Source organism: Pseudarthrobacter sp. TE3704 (assembly GCF_056279405.1).
Genome location: NZ_JBWCCJ010000006.1, coordinates 178,146 through 196,018 on the forward strand (window position 1 = coordinate 178,146; position 17,873 = coordinate 196,018).

Consider the following 17,873-nt stretch of genomic DNA (forward strand, 5'->3'; position numbering starts at 1 on the left):
ACCATTCTTCAGCGCCGGATGGACCAGCGGGTGGCTGCCAACGCCTCCGCTGTCCGGGATTCCGGACGGACCCCGCCGGACTGCCCGGCCAGGATCTGCTCCGCCGCCAGCTCCGCCATGGCGGACGAGGTCTGGAACCCGTAGCCGCCCTGCCCGGCCAGCCAGTAGAAGCCGGGCGCTTCGGCGTCGAATCCCGCCACCGGGACGCCATCGGCAGCCTCGGTCCTGAGTCCCGTCCAGGCTCTGCGCACCGCGGTGATCCCGAGCGTGGTGACAGCGTTCAGCCGTTCCACCAGGTGCTCCACGTCGCCCGCGCGGGGCCGGGCGTCCTCCGGCCCGCTGGGCACGGTCTCCGACGGCGAGATGAGCACGTCGTTGCCTTCCCGCCGGAAGTAGAAGGTGTTGTCCGCCGCTGCGACCATGGGGCTGTGCTCCGGCAGGGGGTGCCCGACGGCGGCAATCGCCGCAGTGCGCCGGTACGGCTGAAGGCCCAGCTTTTCCACGCCGCTGATGACGGCCAGTTCATCCGCCCAGGCACCGGCGGCGTTGACCAGGACGCCGGCCTGGAAGGCTTCGGTGCCCGCCCCCACCTGCCAGCCGGAACCCAGGCGCTGCGCTGAATGGACCCGTGCGCCGGTGATGATATCCACCCCGGCCGCTTCCGCCCGCTGCCGGTGGTCCGCCAGCAGCAGTGGAGCATTGCATCCGAAGGAGTGGGTGTCCAGGCCCGCGGCGGTGAACGCGTCCGGGACCAGCGCCGGGCAGAACTCCAGTGCCTCGGCGTGCGTGATGGGCTGCATGGAGCCGCTGGCTTCGGCCGCCACATCCTCCTCGCCGCCGATCAGCATGAAGCTGCGGGGCGTGAGCACCGGTTCAGGCAGTTCGATGTCCCTGGCGGCAATGAGCTCCAGGGTCCGGACCGTCAGTTCCCGGACCACAGGCGGTCCGTAGCTCGGGATCAGCTGGCGGGCGGAGCGGGAGGACGTGTGGTACGCGAGTTCCTGCTCCGCTTCCACCAGCGCCACGCTGCATCTGCCCGCCAGCGCGGACGCCAGGGACAAACCGGCGATGCCGCCGCCGACGATCAGGACATCGTAATGTGCTGCCATGCGTCCATCCTTGCAGAGATACAGGTTGCTGGGCCCCTTCTGGTTTCGACAGCCCCAACCACCGGCCGTTGGGGAGCGAACCAAGGTGTTGTCGGGGTGCGGCGGCGGGTCAGTCTGCTGCCACCTCAGCCCGGCTGGCGACGAAGGCAGCCACGCAGGCTTCGACGTCGTCCTCGGAGTGTGCGGCCGAAAGCTGCACCCGGATCCGCGCGGCGCCGCGCGGAACCACGGGGAAGCTGAAGGCAGTGACAAAGACGCCGTGCTGCAGCATCCGGTCGGCAACCTTGGCCGCCAGGACGGCGTCCCCGAACATCACCGGGACAATAGCGTGTTCACCGGCCAGCAGGTCGAAGCCTTCCTCCATCATCCGCCGGCGGAACAGCGCGGCATTGTCGAAGAGCTGCCGCCGCAGGTCCGCTGAGTTCTGGACCAGGTCCAGTGCCTTGATGGTGGCGGCAACAATGGCCGGGGCAAGCGAGTTGGAGAAGAGGTACGGCCTGGCCCTTTGCCGTAGCATGGCCACCACCTCGGCACGCCCGGACACATAACCGCCGGATGCTCCGCCCAAGGCCTTGCCAAAGGTGCCGGTGTAGATGTCCACCCGGTGCGAAACACCGGCATGTTCCGGAGTTCCTGCGCCGGTGGCGCCCATAAAACCGACCGCGTGCGAGTCATCCACCATCACCAGCGCGTCATGCTTTTCAGCGAGGTCGCAGATAGCTTCCAGCGGAGCCAGGTAGCCGTCCATGGAGAACACGCCGTCGGTCACGATGATCCTGCGCCGGGCTCCCTTCGCTTCCACAAGCTTCGCTTCTAGGTCCGCCATATCCTGGTTGGCGTAGCGGAACCGCTGGGCCTTGCACAGCCGGATGCCGTCGATGATCGAGGCGTGGTTGAGGGCGTCGGAGATGATGGCGTCCTCAGGACCGAACAGTGACTCGAAGACACCTCCGTTGGCATCGAAGCAGCTGGAGAACAGGATGGTGTCCTCGGTGCCCAGGAAGCGGGAGACGCGCGCCTCGAGCTCCAGGTGCAGGTCCTGCGTGCCGCAGATGAAACGGACGCTGGCCATGCCGAAGCCCCGCTCATCCATCGCGGCCTTGGCCGTGGCGATGATGTCCGGGTGATCTGCCAGGCCAAGGTAGTTATTGGCGCAGAAGTTCAGGACGGCTGCTCCGTCCGCGCCAATCCTTCCTGCCGTGATGTGGCTGGATTGCGGGGAGTTGATGCTGCGTTCGGTCTTGTAGAGTCCGGCCGTGCGGATGTCCTCCAGCTCGGTGCGCAGCTGGTCCTTGATCGAGGTGTACATGGTGTTCCTTAGAGTCGGGTCCAGTCGAGGACAACTTTGCCGCCCGCGCCGCTGCGGGCAATGTCGAAGCCTTTCTCCCATTCGGCAGCGGGGAGCGTATCGGTGACCACGGCGGAGATGCCTGCGTGGAGCACGGGGTTGGAGGAGAGCATGGCGCTCATCGCGTACCAGGTTTCGAACATTTCCCGGCCGTAGATGCCCTTGAGCGTGAGCATGTGGGTGACCACCTTGCCCCAGTCGATGGTGATGTCCTGGCTGGGCAGGCCCAGCATGGCAATCCGGCCGCCGTGGTTCATGTTGTCAATCATCTCGGGCAGGGCTGTGGGGTGGCCGGACATTTCCATGCCGATGTCGAAGCCTTCCCGCATGCCCAGTTCGCGCTGGGCGTCCTGGACCCGCGTGGTGGAGACGTCGATGGCGAGGTCTGCTCCCAGTTGCCGGGCCAGGTCCAGCCGGGGCCGGGAGACATCGGTGATGGCGATCTTGCGGGCACCGGCATGGCGGGCTACGGCGATAGCCATCAGTCCGATGGGCCCCGCGCCGGTGATCAGCACGTCCTCGCCCACCAGCGGGAAGCTCAGTGCCGTGTGCACGGCGTTGCCGAAAGGATCGAAAATGGCGCCCAACTCAGGGGTGACCGACGGATCGTGGTGGACCCAGACGTTGGTTTCCGGTATGACGACATATTCGGCAAAGGCACCATCACGCTGCACGCCCACGCTGACCGTGTGGATGCACATCTGGCGGCGGCCCGCACGGCAGTTGCGGCAGATTCCGCACACCACGTGCCCTTCGCCGGATACCCGGTCCCCCACCTTGACGTCGCGGACGTCTTCGCCTGTTTCCACCACTTCGCCGTAGAACTCGTGGCCGGCGATCAGGGGCGCCTCGATGATCCCCTGCGCCCAGGAATCCCAGGACTGGATATGGAGGTCGGTGCCGCAAATCCCTGTGGTCATGACGCGGATCTTCACGTCAGCAGGGCCGGCCTCCGGCTCCGGCCGGTCCACCAGCTCGAAGCCGGCCTGCGGGCCGGCCTTGTACAGAGCCTTCATTGGCTTCCTTACTCTTTGTCAGTCACTTCTTCGGCAGGTTGCTGCCCTCCTCATTACAACGGCGAAGAAGCTTTAGCACAACAGGAATTTTCTCAATCGACGATGTAGCTTTTCCTAATGCATAGACTGGTGGAATGGAGATCCACCAGCTCGAAATCCTGCGCGAACTCGGCGCCCTGGGCAGCGTCAAGGCCGTTGCGGACACCCTCATGGTCACCCCGTCGGCCGTCTCCCAGCAACTGGCCCTGCTGCAGCGGACAGTGGACGTGCCCCTGACGCGGAAGGAGGGCCGGAACCTGGTGCTGACCGAGGCGGGGCAGGTGCTTGCCGACGCCGGTGCCGCCGTCGTCAGTGCCATGGCCGACGCCAGGGGTGCGATCGGGACCTACCACGGGTCGGCGTCCGGCCGGGTAACCCTCAGTGGTTTCCACAGTGCCGGCCAGGCCGTCTTCGCGCCACTGGCCAGGATCCTCGACGCCCCCGGGCAGCCGCGGGTGGAACTCTCCGACGAGGACGTGGCACAGCAGGACTTTCCCGCGCTGACGGCGCGTTATGACCTGGTCCTGGCGCACCGCATGGACCACAGCCCCCGCTGGCCTGCCGAACGGGTGACAGTGATTCCGCTCGCCCATGAGCCGCTGGACGTGGCGCTGCCCGCAGGGCACCGGCTGGCCCGCCAGGCCGCCGTAACAGCGGACGACGTCGGCGGCGAGGCCTGGGTGACCAGCCACGCCGGCTACTCCCCCGCCGATGTGCTGTCCGCCGTCGCCGCCGTGTCCAGCAGGGAACTGAACATCGTGCACCGCATTAATGATTACTCCACGGTGGCGGCGCTTGTGGCTGCCGGCGGTGTGATCGGACTGCTGCCACGCTACACTGCAGGCCCGGTGCTCAACCCGGACATCGTGCTCCGGCCCCTTGAGGGCATCAGCACCCGCCGGCGGATCGACCTGCTGGCACGGCCGGAAAACCTGAAGCGCCGCTCCGTCATGATCGTGTGCGAGGCGCTGCAGGAAATCATGGCGGGACTCGTGGACCAGGGCTGACCCAACTAGGTAGCAGTAACTGTCGCTTTGGGCACCCATAACGACACTTGCTGCTACCTACTTGGGCTGGTTTCCGTGCCCGCGGCCCCTGCCCAGCCCGTTGCCGTGGCCGTGGTCCTTTCCATGCCCCAGTCCGTGGCCGCGGCCCAGCCCGAGGCCCGGCACGTCCCCGACGCCCTCGGCGATCCGGTCCGCCGTGGCCTGGTCCCCATTCTTCACTCCGGATATCCGGACCACTTCCCCGGCGGTGATGTCCGCGATGGTTCCGGCTGACTGCTTATGCCGCTTGCCGCCGTCGACCGTTGCCCCCGGACTGCCCGTAGACCCTGGGCTGCCCGTAGACCCGCCGTCAGCCGCAGGAGCCGGGACCTTGGTGATCTTCGTATCAGCGGTGACGGCGTAGGTCCGGGCGTAGCCGTCCTCGCTCCTGACCGTGATGGAGGTGGCGCTCACCGATTCCACCGTTCCGCGCTGCTCAAGAACCGTCTGGAAGGTGCCGTCCGCCCTCTTAACCACGCTTTCGCTGTGCTGCAGCTGGGGCCGCTGGGCCTTGTCCGGCTTGGCCGGCTTGTCCGGTTTGGCCGGCTTGTCCTGGCGGTTGTCCTGTCCGGGCGCCGACTGGGACGGTGAAGGCGTGGGCGAATCGGCAGACCAAGCCAGGGCCGCGCCCGTTCCGGTCAGGGCAAGGGCCACAGCCCCGGCCAGGAGTCCCTTCCGGATCCCCGGCTTGTCCTGCTGTGGCATCGCGGCCCCCTTCGCATCGCTGGCCGGGGCCGCCATGAGCCGGCCCCGTGCGCTCCAGTGTAGGACCGCGGCGGGCGCCTGAATACGCGTACTTTTCCGCGCCGCCACCTGAGTACTTAAAGCACAACCGGGCAGCAGTAGATGCCGTGATGAACGGCAAAAACTGCTGCCCGGTATGGACGGAAGGACTTAGACGGTAACGCCCAGCTTCTCCAGGATCAGCTCGCGGACGCGGCCGGCGTCGGCCTGGCCGCGGGTGGCCTTCATGACCCCGCCCACGATGGCGCCGATGGCCTGCACCTTGCCGCCGCGGATCTTGTCCGCGACGTCGGGCTGCGCAGCCAGGGCGGCGTCGATCGCTTCGAGCAGGGGGCCGTCGTCGGACACGACGGCGAGGCCGCGCTTGTCGACGATCTCCGCCGGGGTGCCTTCGCCGGCGAGCACGCCGTCCAGCACCTCGGAGGCCATCTTGTTGTTGATCTTGCCCTCTTCCACCATGCGGGCGAGTTCCACGATGGTGGCGGGACGGACACCCAGCTGGCCGGGATCCACGTCGGCGTTCTTGGCGCGGCCCACGATCTCGCCCATCCACCACTTGCGGGCAACCGAAGCCGACGCACCGGCGGCGATGGTTTCCTCGATCTCGTCCATAACGCCGGCGTTCACCACGTCGCGGAATTCCAGGTCCGAGTAGCCCCAGTCGGCCTGCAGGCGCTTGCGGCGGGCAGCCGGCGGCTCGGGCAGCGTGGCGCGGAGTTCCTCAACCCATTCCCGGGACGGAACCACGGGAACCAGGTCAGGCTCCGGGAAGTAGCGGTAGTCGTCAGCGTCGGACTTGGCCCGGCCGGACGTGGTGGTGCGGGTGTCCTCGTGCCAGTGGCGGGTCTCCTGGACCACCGGCTCGCCGGAGTCCAGCACGGCGGCGTGCCGCTGGATCTCGTAGCGGACGGCGTGTTCGACGGCGCGCAGCGAGTTCACGTTCTTGGTCTCGGACCGGATGCCGAACCGTTCGCGGCCGTGCGGGCGAAGCGATACGTTGGCGTCGCAGCGCACGTTGCCGCGTTCCATCTTCGCGTCGGACACACCAAGGTTCTTCACGATTTCCCGGACCGCAGCCACGTAGGCCTTGGCCAGCTCGGGCGCGCGGGAACCCGCGCCCTCGATCGGCTTGGTGACGATTTCCACCAGCGGCACGCCGGCGCGGTTGTAGTCCACCAGCGAGAAGTCTGCGCCCTGGATACGGCCCGTAGCGCCGCCCATGTGGGTCAGCTTTCCGGCGTCCTCCTCCATGTGGGCGCGTTCGATCTCAACGCGGAACACGGTGCCGTCGGACAGTTCGATGTCCAGGTAGCCGTCGTACGCGATGGGTTCGTCGTACTGCGAGGTCTGGAAGTTCTTGGGGGTGTCCGGGTAGAAGTAGTTCTTCCGGGCGAAGCGGCAGGACTCGGCGATCTTGCAGTTGAGGGCCAGGCCGATCTTGATGGAGGACTCGATCGCTGCCTTGTTCACCACGGGCAGGACGCCGGGCATGCCCAGGTCCACCTCATTGACGTTGGTGTTGGGATCGTCACCGAAGACGTTGGGCGCGGAGGAGAACATCTTGGTTTTGGTGTTGAGCTCCACGTGGACCTCGAACCCCAGGACGGGATCGTACTTCTCCATGGCCTCTTCGAAGCTCAGGATTGCGTCAGTGTTCATTATTTTGCCTCCTTGGCTTCAACGAGCTCACCCAGCGCGGGCGCCTGCGCCAGCAGCGGACCGCCCCACTTGGCCTCAAGCAGCGACTCCAGGACGGCGCCAACCCGGTACAGGCGGGCGTCCTCCCGCGCGGGGGCGAGCAGCTGGATGCCCACGGGCAGCCCGTCCTCGTCCGCAAGGCCGCCGGGCAGGGACAGTCCGGGCACACCGGCCAGGTTGGCCGGAATGGTGGCGACGTCGTTGAGGTACATCGCCAGCGGGTCGTCCAGCTTTTCGCCGAGGCGGAAGGCGGTGGTGGGCGCCGTGGGGGAAATCAGGACGTCGGCCACCGTGAAGGCGGCATCGAAGTCGCGCTGCACCAGGGTGCGGACCTTCTGTGCCGAGCCGTAGTAGGCGTCGTAGTAGCCCGCGCTCAGGGCGTAGGTGCCCAGGATGATCCGCCGCTTCACTTCGTCGCCGAAGCCCGCGGCGCGGGTGGCACCCATCACGCGCTCGATGGTCATGGGGCCGTCCTCGGGCAGGACGCGCAGGCCGTAGCGGACGCCGTCGAACTTGGCGAGGTTGGAGGACGCCTCGGACGGCATGATCAGGTAGTAGGCGCCCAGGGCGTACTGGAAGTTGGGGCAGGACACCTCAACGATTTCCGCGCCCGCTTCCCGCAGCAGTTCCAGGGAATCGTTGAAGCGGTTCTCGACGCCGGCCTGGTAGCCCTCGCCGTGCAGTTCCTTGATGATGCCGATCCGCATGCCCTCGACGCTGCCGGTCTTTGCGGCGGCCACAAGGTCCGCCAGCGGGTCCGGCAGGGAGGTGGAGTCGCGCGGATCGTGCCCGCCGATGACCTGGTGCAGGAGTGCGGAATCCAGGACGGTCCGGGACACCGGCCCGATCTGGTCCAGCGAGGAGGCCATGGCGATGGCGCCGTAGCGGGACACGCTGCCGTAGGTGGGCTTCACGCCGACGGTGCCGGTGACGGCGCCGGGCTGCCGGATGGACCCGCCGGTGTCCGTGCCGAGGGCGAGGGGAGCTTCGAAAGCGGCGACGGCGGCAGCGGACCCGCCGCCGGAGCCGCCCGGGATCCGGTCCAGGTCCCACGGGTTGCGGGTGGGTCCGTAGGCCGAGTGCTCGGTGGAGGAGCCCATCGCGAACTCGTCCAGGTTGGTCTTGCCCAGGATGGGCATCTTCGCCGCGCGCAGGCGCTCCACCACGGTGGCGTCGTACGGGCTGTGCCAGCCCTTGAGGATCTTCGAGCCGGCCGTCGTAGGCTGGCCGACAGTGACAATAAGGTCCTTGACGGCAATGGGGACGCCGGCCAGGACATGCAGGGCTTCGGCTTCGGCGCCGCCGGCAGCGCGGATGGCATCCACCTCGGCGGCGACGGCGAGCGCCTCTTCGGCGTTGACGTGCAGGAACGCGTTGACGCCCCGTTCGCCGCCGTCCACGGCGGCGATCCGGTCCAGGTATGCCTGCGTGACCTCCACGGAGGTCACCTCGCCGGCGGCCAGCCTCGCAGCCAGCTCCGCGGCGGAGAGGCGGATGAGTTCGTTGTTGTCAGTCATGCTTATGCCTCATCCAGGATTGCCGGGACCTTGAAACGGTTCTCGTCGGAGTCCGGTGCGCCGGAGAGCGCCTGTTCCGCGGTGAAGGTGTGCCCCACAACGTCCTCGCGGAACACATTGTTCAGCGGGATGGGGTGGGACGTCGCCGGGACGTCGTCACCGGCGGCCTGGCTCACGGACTTGACCGAATCAACGATGACCGCGAGTTCTCCGGCCATCCTGTCCAGCTCTTGGGCACTCATCTCAATGTGAGCGAGCCGCGCGAGATGCGCAACGTCGTCACGGTTGATCGCAGCCATGGATCTCCCCTGCAAAGTTTGAATTGATTTCCGACCCATTCTAGTGGGGAAACGATGATGCCCGTCTGACGACCCCCAGCGGGCGTCAGACGGGCACCTTCCTACCGGGCCTCTGCCCCTCAGGGGCAGCACCGCGGCAGCTACAGACTAACCGATTCCAATGGCTCCGGTCAGCACACCGATTCCCAGCATGACCAGGGACACTACCGCGCTGCGCCACAAGACTTTCTTGTGGTGGTCGCCGAGGTCCACTTTGGCCAGCGATACGAGGAGCAGGATGGCGGGAACCAACGGGCTCTGCATGTGGAACGGCTGGCCGGTGATGGACGCGCGGGCCATCTCGGCTGCGCTGATTCCGTAATGGCCGGCGGTCTCGCTCAGGACGGGCAGCACGCCGAAGTAGAAGGCGTCATTGCTCATGAAGAAGGTCATGGGGATGCTGAGGACGCCGGTAATGACGGCCATGAGCGGACCCATGCTGGACGGGATGATCTGTACCAGCCACGCGGACATGGCTTCCACCATGCCGGTGCCGGTGAGGACGCCGGTCAGGACTGCGGCAGCCATGACCATGCTGACCACGGCAACCACTGACGGGGCATGGGCCACGATCTGCGCGGCCTGGTCCTTGACGTGCGGGAAGTTCACCAGCAGGGCGATGGCGGAACCCACCATGAACACATACGGCAGGGGCACGAGGTCGGCGATGAGCATGCCCATCACCGCGACCGTGAGGACCAGGTTGAACCAGAACAGCTTGGGGCGCAGGGTGCTGCGGTTGGGGTCCAGGGCGGTGTCCGCCATGGCGGTGTCGCTGTCATCCACGAGGTCCTCGGTGCGTTCCATGACGGCAACGGAGGAACCGCCGACGGCGGGGGCTGCTCCGCCGGGATTGGTCCCCTTGCGTCCGCGGCCGGTTCCTGAACCGCCCGCGGGGGTGCCGCCGTCGAACCCTTCAGCGGTGTCCGGCACGCCCCAGATCTCCGGCGCCGTGGCGCGGAGGCGGTTGCGCTCCTGCAGGCCGAGGAGCCAGGCGAAGGCGAGGACGACGGCGATGCCGCCGATCAGTGACGGGAGCATGGGGACAAAGACGTCGTTGACATCGATCTTCAGGGCGGTGGCGGCGCGGGCCGTGGGCCCGCCCCACGGAACGATGTTCATGGTGCCGTTGGCCAGGCCGGCCACGCACGTGAGGACCACGGGGCTCATCTTCAGCCGCAGGTAGATCGGCAGCATGGCGGCCGTGGTGAGGATGAAGGTGGTGGAACCGTCACCGTCCAGCGATACTGCGGCGGCCAGCAGGGCGGTGCCCAGGACCACCTTGGCGGGGTCGTTGCCCAGCTTGCGCAGGATGAACCTCACCAGCGGGTCGAACAGCCCGACGTCGATCATCAGTCCGAAGTAGATGATGGCGAACATGAGCAGGGCTGCGGTGGAGGTCATGGACTTCATGGAGTCCATCACCATGTCGCCGATGCCCAGGCCGGCACCTGCGAAAAGTCCGAAAACGGTGGGGACGATGATCAACGCCAGCACTGGCGTCAACTTTTTCGTCATGATCAGCACCATGAATACCGCGATCATTGCGAATCCAAGTAATACCAGCACGGCCGGCTCCTTCTTTGTGAACAGCGGCACAGCGTTGTGACGCGTGCTACAGACTGTAGGGTGGCCGCCGTCACGGCAGTGCCTTTGGCTCAATTGATTGGCATACTGCTTATTGGGAGCATTTTGCGCATTGTGCTCACGCCTGCTGCCCACGCCACTGCCCCTGGCCCCGCCGCCCGCCGAACACCTGTCAAGGAGGATCATGCAGCGTTCCGCACCCCGCCCGCCGTTGCGGTTCTCCACCCAGACGCTCCTGCTGCAGGTGACCGTGGTGCTCCTGGTGGTCCTGCTCAGCGCCGCCGTCCATGCCTGGCTCACCTATGACCGGGTGGGCAGCGAGGCCGAGAACCAGGCACTGACCCTAGCCCGGACCGTCGCCTCGGACCCTTCCGTGCGCGCGGACGTGCTGGCCATCAGCACGCAGCCCGGCACTCCCCCGCCGGCCGAGCTGGCGGCCGGGCCCCTGATGCGGGAAGCCGAGGCCGCAAGGTTGCGGACGGGCGCACTGTTCGTGGTGATTACCGACGAGACAGGTTTGCGGCTGGCGCACCCGGACCCGGAGCGGCTCGGCGAAAAGGTCAGCACGGATCCCGCCGAAGCCCTGGCGGGCCGGGAGGTCACCACCCGCAACACGGGAACCCTGGGCCCGTCCGCGGGGGCGAAGGTGCCGGTGTACGCGCCGGACAGCACCACCGTGGTGGGCGAGGTGAGCGTGGGCTATTCGATGGAGACCGTGGGCCAGAGCGTGGCCCGCGACATCGGGCCCGTGGCGGTGACGGCCGCCGGCGCCCTGCTGGCCGGCGTCCTGGGATCCTTCCTGCTGCGCCGCCGGCTGCAGCGGCTCACGCTGGGGCTGGAGCCTGAGGAGATCAGCACGCTGGTCCACGACCAGGTGGCGGTGCTGCAGGGCGTGGACGACGGCGTCATCGGCATTTCGGCCGACGGCCGGATCAGTGTCTTCAACGCAGCGGCGCAGCGCCTGCTGGGTTTGCCTGACCTGGCGGGCACGCGCTGGGAGGACGCCCCGGTCCCGGACCAGCTGAAGTCCCTTACCAGGCCAGGTCCCGCCGGCAGCGACGCCCTGGAGATCGTGGCCGGCGGCCGGGTGCTGGTGGCGAACGCCCGCAAGGCACTGCACCGGCGGGAGGACCTGGGCTGGGTGGTGATGCTGCGGGACCGCACCGAACTGCAGGAGCTCACCCGGCAGCTGGACGCCGTGGGCACGATGTCAACGGCCCTGCGGGCCCAGCGGCACGAGTTCGCCAACCAGCTGCATACGCTGGCAGGGTTCATGAGCATCGGACAGCACCAGCAGGCCCGCGAGTACCTCAGCCGGCTGGCTGCCACAGGGCCGCTGAAATTTCCTGTCGAGCAGGCGGAACTGCTCCAGGACCCGTACCTGCAGGCCTTCGTGGGGGCCAAGGGCGTGGAAGCCGACGAGCGGGGCGTCGCCCTTCGGATCGGGCCCGAGACCCTGGTCCGCGGGCAGGTCACCGAAGCCCAGGACGTCACCACCGTGCTGGGCAACCTGATCGACAACGCGGTCAACGCCGCTGTGGCCGGCTCCGCGGAGGACCGCTGGGTAGAACTTGAGGTGCTGGATGAGCCGGGCGACGACGGCGGCACCCTCCACGTGGTGGTCGCCGACTCGGGCGACGGGCTGGCTGAGGGGACGGACGCCGAGGCCGTCTTCGCCGAAGGCTTCACCACCGCCACGGGACCGCTTTCCCGAACCGTGCGGGCCGGCGGCGGCCAGGGGTTCGGCCTTGCGCTGGCCCGCCAGCTGGCCCGGCGGCGCGGCGGCGACGTCACGGTGCTGGATCCGGGCAGCAGGGGCGGGCCCGGCGCAGTTTTTATGGCCACATTGCCGCACACCACGGCAGGAAGCCATACCGCAAAGATCCCGGGGGTAACTGGAAAGGACAACGATGGCTGAGGATTTTCGCGTCCTGATCGTGGACGACGACTTCCATGTGGCCAAGCTGCACGCCGCCTACGTGGACTCAGTAGCAGGTTTCCTGGCGCTCTCGCCGGTGGGCACCGCGTCCCTGGCCTTGCAGGCGATCCACAGCCTGCGGCCTGACCTGGTGCTGCTGGACGTGTACCTGCCGGACGCTTCAGGCCTGGACCTGCTGCAGCAGTTGGATGTGGACACCATCATCCTCAGCGCAGCGTCGGACGCGGCGTCCGTCCGGCTGGCCTTCCGCCGCGGCGCACTGGGCTACCTGCTGAAGCCGTTCACGGCTGACGCCCTGTCGCAGCAGCTGCGGTCCTACGCCCGCTACCGGCGCCTCCTGGCCCAGCCCGGTGCACTGGACCAGGAGTCCGTGGAGCGGGCCAAACGTTCGCTGATCCCGGGCGACGTCACGCCGTCGGCCAGGCCGCGCTCCGCGACGGAAGCCGCGGTGCTGGAATCGCTGGTTCCCGGCGAGCAGTACTCGGCCGCCGAGGTGGCGGGCCGGGTGGGCGTATCGCGGGCAACGGCGCAGCGGTACCTGTCCTCGCTCGCGGACGACGGCGCCGTGGACATCCAGCTGCGCTACGGGACAACGGGCAGGCCGGAGCACCGCTACGGCCTGCCCGCGACGTCCTGAGCTGAGCCCTGACTAGTTGGCGCTCTTCTGGGCCACGAGCTCGATCTCGACGAGCATCTTCGGGTCCAGGAACGGCAGCACGTGCACCAGCGACAGGGTGGGGCGGATGTCGCCGAAGACTTCCCCGTGGGCCCGGCCGGCTTCTTCCCATTTGCTGATGTCCGTCAGGTACAGCTTGGACTGCACCACGTCCTCCAGCCCGAATCCGGCGTCAGCCAGGACCTTGCCCAGCTTCTGCAGGATGTACTGGGTCTGGGTGTAGAAATCCTCGCCCACGATGCCGTCCTCGCCGCTTGCTGCGGTGGCGGAAATGTAGAGCGTGTTGTCTACCTGGACGGCGCGGGAGTAGCCGAGGGTCTGTTCCCAGACGGAGCCGGTGCCGAAGGTTTTGCGCATGGTGGGCCTTTCAGAGCTGGAATGAGGTCGCCACCACTGTAGGGCTGCTACAGGTCCAGCCGGTAAACCAGCAGTTTTATGTCAGTTCCGGGGACGAACCAGTCACGGTCCGGCACCCTGGCAAAGCCGGTTTTGTTGTACAATCCGCGGGCGCTTTCCCAGGTGCTTCCGGTGGTCAGCGAAACGGCGTTGATCCCGTCCAATGCTTTGGCGTGGTCCACGATGGCTGCCATCATGGCCTTGCCGGCGCCGCTGCGCTGCACGGCCGGGTCCACCACCAGCATCCGGAATTCCAGCTCGTCCCCCAGTGCGATGTCCGCGTACGGCTCACCCGCCAGGGCCAGGGTCACCGAACCCACCACGGCTCCGGCCCGCTCTGCCACCCAGACGGTGGCCTGGCCGGCGCGCTGTGCGACATCCTGGACCTTGCGCATATAGGGGTGCTCGGCGTCGTCGAAGTAGCCGGCGGCAAGGTAGGAATCCCTGGTGATGCGGGCAACGGCGTCGAAATCGGATTCGACGGCGGGACGGACGGTTATCTGCGGATGCACCCATCAATGGTAGTGGCGGCCGCCGCCCAACCGGCCCGAAAGGGCGTTTTCCGTGATCGAACTATCACCTTCGGCAGCTTTTAGAGCGGGAACTTGCCGGAGAGCTCCAGGCCCGCGGCGCAGGTCCAGGCGTCCAGCCGCTCCTGGTCGGTCGGTCCGCCCTCCAGCGGGCTGGCCAGCCGGGGACGCCGCACCCAGCACCCGGCCTCCTCCGCGATGAGGGCACCGGCGGAGAAATCGTGCTCGTTGAGCCCGCGCTCCCCGAAGGCATCATGGGTTCCATCTGCCACCAGGCACAGGTCCAGGGCGGCGGAACCCAGCCGTCGAACGTCGGCGAAGCCCTCCAACAGCTGCCCGAAGACGGCTGCCTGCTCCGCACGGACGCCGGGATCGTAGCTGAAGCCGGTGGCGAGGATCTGCCCCTTCCGGCCGGGAACGGGACCTTCCAGCCGGGTCACCCTGCCGCCCTCCTCCAGCCACGCCCCTTCACCTCGGGAGGCGTAGTAGGTGCGGCCCAGCGCGGGGCCGTTGACCACGCCGGCCAGCCAGGCGCCATCGGCATCCGCCACCGCCACCGACGTGGCGTAGTACACAATGTTCCGGATGAAGTTGGTGGTGCCGTCCAGGGGGTCGATGGACCAACGGTACCCGGAGGACGCCTCCGGCCGGGTGGTTCCGTGCTCCTCGCCGGTGATGCTGTCATGCGGACGGGCCGCGGCAATGACCCCGCGCACCGCGTTCTCTGCGGCCACATCGAAGGCGGTGACCCAGTCTCCGGCCGCGCCCTTGTTGCTGGCCTGCAGTGCATCGCCGTTCCTGGTGGCGAGGATCTGCGCTCCCGCCGCTGCCGCTTCCTTTGCAATGGCCAGGAGCCCGGCTGTTGTGGCCCTGGTGTTCAGCTGTCCTTCGGTGGCGCTCACGCGTTCTCCTCCACGGCTTCGGCCTCGTTCGCCGCTGCCGGCGTTGCTTGGGCGAATGCTGCCGGCCCGCCCTCCAGCAGCTGCCGGAAGCCGTCTTCGTCCAGGACGGGAATGCCGAGCTGCTCGGCTTTGTCCAGTTTGGTGCCGGCGCTTTCGCCGGCCACCAGGTAGCTGGTGTTCTTGGAGACCGAGCCTGCGGCCTTGCCTCCCCTGAGCAGGATGGCTTCCTTGGCCTCGTCCCTGCTGAAGTTGGGCAGCGACCCGGTCACCACAACGGTGAGGCCTTCAAGGGTGCGGGGCATGGACTCGTCGCGCTCATCCTCCATCCGCACGCCGGCGGCTGCCCAGCGGTCCACGATCTCCCGGTGCCAGTCCTCCGCGAACCATTCCTTGAGTGCGGCGGCGATGGTGGGTCCCACGCCGTCAACGTGGGCGAGGTCTTCCTCCGACGCTGCCCGGATGGCGTCCATGGTGCCGAAGGCCTGGGCCAGCGCGCGGGAGGCCCGCGGGCCGACGTGCCGGATGGACAGTGCCACCAGGACGCGCCACAGCGGCTGCGCCTTGGCCTTTTCCAGCTCCTTGAACAGCTTTTCCGTGGTGGCGGTGGGCTTCGACGGCGACTTGGCAGTGCCCTTGCTGTAGAAGTAGGGCACCAGCTCGTACTCGCCGGTTCCAACGCCTTTGGACCGCTTCTCGCGCCGGATCTTTACAGGGGCAAGGTCTTCGGGGGTGAGGTCGAAGAGGGCAGCCTCCGAGGTGAGCGGCGGAACCTTCGGTTCGGCCGGCTGGGTCAGCGCGATGGCCGCTTCCCAGCCCAGCGCCTCGATGTCGAAGGCGCCGCGGCCTGCAAGGTGGAACACCCGCTCCCGGAGCTGCGAGGGGCAGGACTTGGCGTTGGGGCAGCGGATGTCCACGTCCCCCTCCTTGGCCGGTGCAAGCGGGGTGCCGCAGGACGGGCATTCGGTGGGCATGACGAAGTCCCGGACCGGCGGATCCTGCTGGTCGCGCAGGTTCAGGACCGGGCCCACGATTTCGGGGATGACGTCGCCGGCCTTCCGCAGGACCACGATGTCGCCGATCTTCACGCCCTTGGCCTTGACCACGTCCTGGTTGTGGAGGGTGGCCATCTCCACCGTGGAGCCGGCCACCTTGACCGGTTCCATCATCCCGAAGGGTGTAACCCGTCCGGTGCGGCCAACGTTGACCAGGATGTCCAGAAGCTTGGTGTGCACTTCCTCCGGCGGGTACTTGTAGGCGACGGCCCAGCGCGGTACCCGGGTGGTGTAGCCGAGGGCGCGCTGGGTGGCGAAGTCGTCCACCTTGATCACGATGCCGTCGATTTCGTGGAGCAGCTTATGGCGCTGGTCACCGTACTTCCTAATGAAGGCCAGGACGTCCTCCCGGCGCTCCAGCACTTCAAAGTACGGGCTCACGGGCAGGCCCCAGTCCTTGAGCAGGGCGTAGGTTTCCGACTGGCTGCGGGCTTCGAGCCCTTCGCGTGCGCCAATGCCGTGGACGAACATCTTCAGCGGCCGCTTGGCGGTCTCCGCCGGGTCCTTCTGCCGCAGCGAGCCTGCGGCGGCGTTGCGCGGGTTCGCCAGCGGAGCCTTGCCCGCTTCGATGAGTGCTTCGTTGAATTCGGCGAAGGCCTGCGAGGGAATGAACACCTCGCCGCGGACTTCCATTTCGGCGGGGAAACTGTCGCCGTTCAGTTGCTGCGGGATCTCTTTGATGGTGAGCACGTTGTGGGTAATGTCCTCGCCCGTGGTTCCGTCTCCGCGGGTGGCGGCACGCACCAGCTTGCCGTCCCGGTACAGCAGGTTGACGGCCAACCCGTCGATCTTGAGCTCGGTGAGCCAGGCGGCTTTGGCAGCGCCGTCGCCCAGTTTTTCGATGCTTGCCTCGGCCCTGTTGAACCATGCTTCCAGTTCCCCGAGGGAGAAGACGTCCTCGAGGCTGTACATGCGCTGCAGGTGCTCCACCGCGGCGAAGGCCGCCGAGACTTCGCCGCCCACTTCCTGGGTGGGTGAGTCGTTGGAGACCAGTTCGGGGTGCAGGGCCTCGATCTCCTCGAGGCGGCGGAAGAGTGTGTCGAATTCGGCATCCGATACCAGGGGCGCGTCTTCCTGGTAGTACGCGAACCGGTACTTCCGGACGAGGTCCGCCAGGTTCTCGTACTCCTCCCGGACGGACTCGGAGGGGATGGCGTCCGGACCATCGGGTTCGGTGGTCCGGGTGGCTGTCTTTTCTGCGGGGCCTGCTCCTGTGCTCACAGACCTATCTTGCCCTACCCGTGCCGGAGTGCGGGGTCAGTGCGCGCGGAGGCGATTCCTGCCCCACCAGGTAAAGACGCCTCCGCCGAGGCCCACCAGGAGGACGCCGGCGGTGATGGCCGGCAGGTTGGGTCCGCCCGGGCCTTCGCTGCCGGGACGGGTCATGGCGGCGGCCTGGGTGGCCTTGGCTGAGCGGGTAACGGGCTTGTTCCAGTTTGATTCCGACGACGGTCCAGCCGTGGCGGGACTGACGCCGGCCGGGGTGCCGGTTTCGGACGAACTGGGCGTTGCGGCGGAGTCCGGAGCGCCGGCATCAGCCGGTTCTGAGGGCCCGGGGACCACAGTGGGGGCTGCGGGAGCAGGCGTGGACAGCAGCTGTGGCTGCGGGGCCGCCGGCGCTGGGTCTTCCGGCTGGCCGGGGGGATCGTCGGGGTCCCGGGGCTTCCCGGTGCGCTCCGTGGTTTTGGTCTCCGTTGGTTCCGCAGGATAGGTGGTGCTGGTGGTGGCAGAACCTGTTGGCTCGGGCGAATCAGCGAAGGCGGCTCCGCCTGCGGGAAGGGTCACCGAGAGCGCCAGTACGGCTGCTGACGCGGTTGCCAAGGCAGCGCGGAGTATCGGGGAGGACGCGGTCATGGATACCTTTCGACGCGCTCAGTCCCCCGCCTGCGGCTTTCCGGTGTCCCTGCAGTCTTCTACAACACGCCGGAGGGCCGCA

General features: G+C 67.6%; 16 protein-coding genes. 3 read left to right on the forward strand and 13 right to left on the reverse strand.

Annotated elements, in window-relative coordinates:
* Window positions 1-8: 8 nt before the first annotated feature.
* From ACZ9BC_RS17025 to tdh, 3 genes are all read right to left on the reverse strand, one after another.
* Complete coding sequence (locus ACZ9BC_RS17025) at window positions 9-1,109, reverse strand: NAD(P)/FAD-dependent oxidoreductase (RefSeq protein ID WP_476246945.1); 1,101 nt, start codon at window positions 1,107-1,109, stop codon at window positions 9-11.
* Window positions 1,110-1,218: 109 nt separating this feature from the next.
* Window positions 1,219-2,418, reverse strand: a complete 1,200-nt coding sequence (locus ACZ9BC_RS17030; protein ID WP_476246946.1) for a glycine C-acetyltransferase — start codon at window positions 2,416-2,418, stop codon at window positions 1,219-1,221.
* An 8-nt stretch (window positions 2,419-2,426) separates the two neighbouring features.
* The gene (tdh, locus tag ACZ9BC_RS17035; protein WP_476246947.1) at window positions 2,427-3,473 is read right to left on the reverse strand and encodes an L-threonine 3-dehydrogenase; all 1,047 of its coding nucleotides are present in this window, start codon (window positions 3,471-3,473) and stop codon (window positions 2,427-2,429) included.
* Window positions 3,474-3,607: 134 nt separating this feature from the next.
* Here tdh and ACZ9BC_RS17040 point away from each other — a divergent pair, with 134 nt between their 5' ends.
* Entirely contained in the window at window positions 3,608-4,519 is a 912-nt protein-coding gene (locus tag ACZ9BC_RS17040; protein WP_476246948.1) for a LysR family transcriptional regulator, read from the forward strand.
* 57 nt (window positions 4,520-4,576) lie between these two features.
* Here the strand turns inward: ACZ9BC_RS17040 and ACZ9BC_RS17045 are convergent, their stop codons facing one another.
* From ACZ9BC_RS17045 to ACZ9BC_RS17065, 5 genes are all read right to left on the reverse strand, one after another.
* Window positions 4,577-5,263: a hypothetical protein gene (locus tag ACZ9BC_RS17045; protein WP_476246949.1), complete on the reverse strand. Its 687-nt coding sequence runs from the start codon at window positions 5,261-5,263 to the stop codon at window positions 4,577-4,579.
* Window positions 5,264-5,452: 189 nt separating this feature from the next.
* On the reverse strand, window positions 5,453-6,961 hold the full coding sequence (gene gatB, locus ACZ9BC_RS17050) for an Asp-tRNA(Asn)/Glu-tRNA(Gln) amidotransferase subunit GatB (protein WP_476246950.1): 1,509 nt from the start codon (window positions 6,959-6,961) through the stop codon (window positions 5,453-5,455).
* Window positions 6,961-8,517, reverse strand: coding sequence for an Asp-tRNA(Asn)/Glu-tRNA(Gln) amidotransferase subunit GatA (gatA, locus tag ACZ9BC_RS17055; protein WP_476246951.1), 1,557 nt, complete (start codon window positions 8,515-8,517; stop codon window positions 6,961-6,963). Before gatA ends, gatB begins: the two co-directional genes overlap by 1 nt.
* 2 nt (window positions 8,518-8,519) lie before the next feature.
* Complete coding sequence (gatC, locus tag ACZ9BC_RS17060) at window positions 8,520-8,816, reverse strand: Asp-tRNA(Asn)/Glu-tRNA(Gln) amidotransferase subunit GatC (protein WP_163164358.1); 297 nt, start codon at window positions 8,814-8,816, stop codon at window positions 8,520-8,522.
* 147 nt (window positions 8,817-8,963) lie between these two features.
* The gene (locus ACZ9BC_RS17065; RefSeq protein WP_476246952.1) at window positions 8,964-10,424 is read right to left on the reverse strand and encodes a CitMHS family transporter; all 1,461 of its coding nucleotides are present in this window, start codon (window positions 10,422-10,424) and stop codon (window positions 8,964-8,966) included.
* A 202-nt stretch (window positions 10,425-10,626) separates the two neighbouring features.
* Here ACZ9BC_RS17065 and ACZ9BC_RS17070 point away from each other — a divergent pair, with 202 nt between their 5' ends.
* Both ACZ9BC_RS17070 and ACZ9BC_RS17075 read left to right on the forward strand, forming a co-directional pair.
* Complete coding sequence (locus tag ACZ9BC_RS17070) at window positions 10,627-12,360, forward strand: sensor histidine kinase (RefSeq protein WP_476246953.1); 1,734 nt, start codon at window positions 10,627-10,629, stop codon at window positions 12,358-12,360.
* The gene (locus ACZ9BC_RS17075; protein ID WP_476246954.1) at window positions 12,353-13,018 is read left to right on the forward strand and encodes a response regulator; all 666 of its coding nucleotides are present in this window, start codon (window positions 12,353-12,355) and stop codon (window positions 13,016-13,018) included. Before ACZ9BC_RS17070 ends, ACZ9BC_RS17075 begins: the two co-directional genes overlap by 8 nt.
* 12 nt (window positions 13,019-13,030) lie before the next feature.
* Here the strand turns inward: ACZ9BC_RS17075 and ACZ9BC_RS17080 are convergent, their stop codons facing one another.
* From ACZ9BC_RS17080 to ACZ9BC_RS17100, 5 genes are all read right to left on the reverse strand, one after another.
* Window positions 13,031-13,414, reverse strand: a complete 384-nt coding sequence (locus tag ACZ9BC_RS17080) for a RidA family protein (RefSeq protein ID WP_079595594.1) — start codon at window positions 13,412-13,414, stop codon at window positions 13,031-13,033.
* A 47-nt stretch (window positions 13,415-13,461) separates the two neighbouring features.
* Window positions 13,462-13,965, reverse strand: a complete 504-nt coding sequence (locus ACZ9BC_RS17085; RefSeq protein ID WP_079595595.1) for a GNAT family N-acetyltransferase — start codon at window positions 13,963-13,965, stop codon at window positions 13,462-13,464.
* An 80-nt stretch (window positions 13,966-14,045) separates the two neighbouring features.
* Window positions 14,046-14,885, reverse strand: a complete 840-nt coding sequence (locus ACZ9BC_RS17090) for an inositol monophosphatase family protein (RefSeq protein WP_476246955.1) — start codon at window positions 14,883-14,885, stop codon at window positions 14,046-14,048.
* Entirely contained in the window at window positions 14,882-17,158 is a 2,277-nt protein-coding gene (ligA, locus tag ACZ9BC_RS17095; RefSeq protein ID WP_476246956.1) for an NAD-dependent DNA ligase LigA, read from the reverse strand. The genes ACZ9BC_RS17090 and ligA overlap by 4 nt, the downstream gene beginning before the upstream one ends.
* A 36-nt stretch (window positions 17,159-17,194) precedes the next feature.
* Window positions 17,195-17,791, reverse strand: a complete 597-nt coding sequence (locus ACZ9BC_RS17100) for a hypothetical protein (protein WP_476246957.1) — start codon at window positions 17,789-17,791, stop codon at window positions 17,195-17,197.
* Window positions 17,792-17,873: the final 82 nt, after the last annotated feature.

What these genes read in the sequence shown, in the direction of transcription:
- ACZ9BC_RS17025 (WP_476246945.1), bottom strand. Translation starts at nt 1,109, where the DNA reads ATGGCAGCACATTACGATGTCCTGATCGTCGGCGGCGGCATCGCCGGT.
- ACZ9BC_RS17030 (WP_476246946.1), bottom strand. Translation starts at nt 2,418, where the DNA reads ATGTACACCTCGATCAAGGACCAGCTGCGCACCGAGCTGGAGGACATC.
- tdh (WP_476246947.1), bottom strand. Translation starts at nt 3,473, where the DNA reads ATGAAGGCTCTGTACAAGGCCGGCCCGCAGGCCGGCTTCGAGCTGGTG.
- ACZ9BC_RS17040 (WP_476246948.1), top strand. Translation starts at nt 3,608, where the DNA reads ATGGAGATCCACCAGCTCGAAATCCTGCGCGAACTCGGCGCCCTGGGC.
- ACZ9BC_RS17045 (WP_476246949.1), bottom strand. Translation starts at nt 5,263, where the DNA reads ATGCCACAGCAGGACAAGCCGGGGATCCGGAAGGGACTCCTGGCCGGG.
- gatB (WP_476246950.1), bottom strand. Translation starts at nt 6,961, where the DNA reads ATGAACACTGACGCAATCCTGAGCTTCGAAGAGGCCATGGAGAAGTAC.
- gatA (WP_476246951.1), bottom strand. Translation starts at nt 8,517, where the DNA reads ATGACTGACAACAACGAACTCATCCGCCTCTCCGCCGCGGAGCTGGCT.
- gatC (WP_163164358.1), bottom strand. Translation starts at nt 8,816, where the DNA reads ATGGCTGCGATCAACCGTGACGACGTTGCGCATCTCGCGCGGCTCGCT.
- ACZ9BC_RS17070 (WP_476246953.1), top strand. Translation starts at nt 10,627, where the DNA reads ATGCAGCGTTCCGCACCCCGCCCGCCGTTGCGGTTCTCCACCCAGACG.
- ACZ9BC_RS17075 (WP_476246954.1), top strand. Translation starts at nt 12,353, where the DNA reads ATGGCTGAGGATTTTCGCGTCCTGATCGTGGACGACGACTTCCATGTG.
- ACZ9BC_RS17080 (WP_079595594.1), bottom strand. Translation starts at nt 13,414, where the DNA reads ATGCGCAAAACCTTCGGCACCGGCTCCGTCTGGGAACAGACCCTCGGC.
- ACZ9BC_RS17100 (WP_476246957.1), bottom strand. Translation starts at nt 17,791, where the DNA reads ATGACCGCGTCCTCCCCGATACTCCGCGCTGCCTTGGCAACCGCGTCA.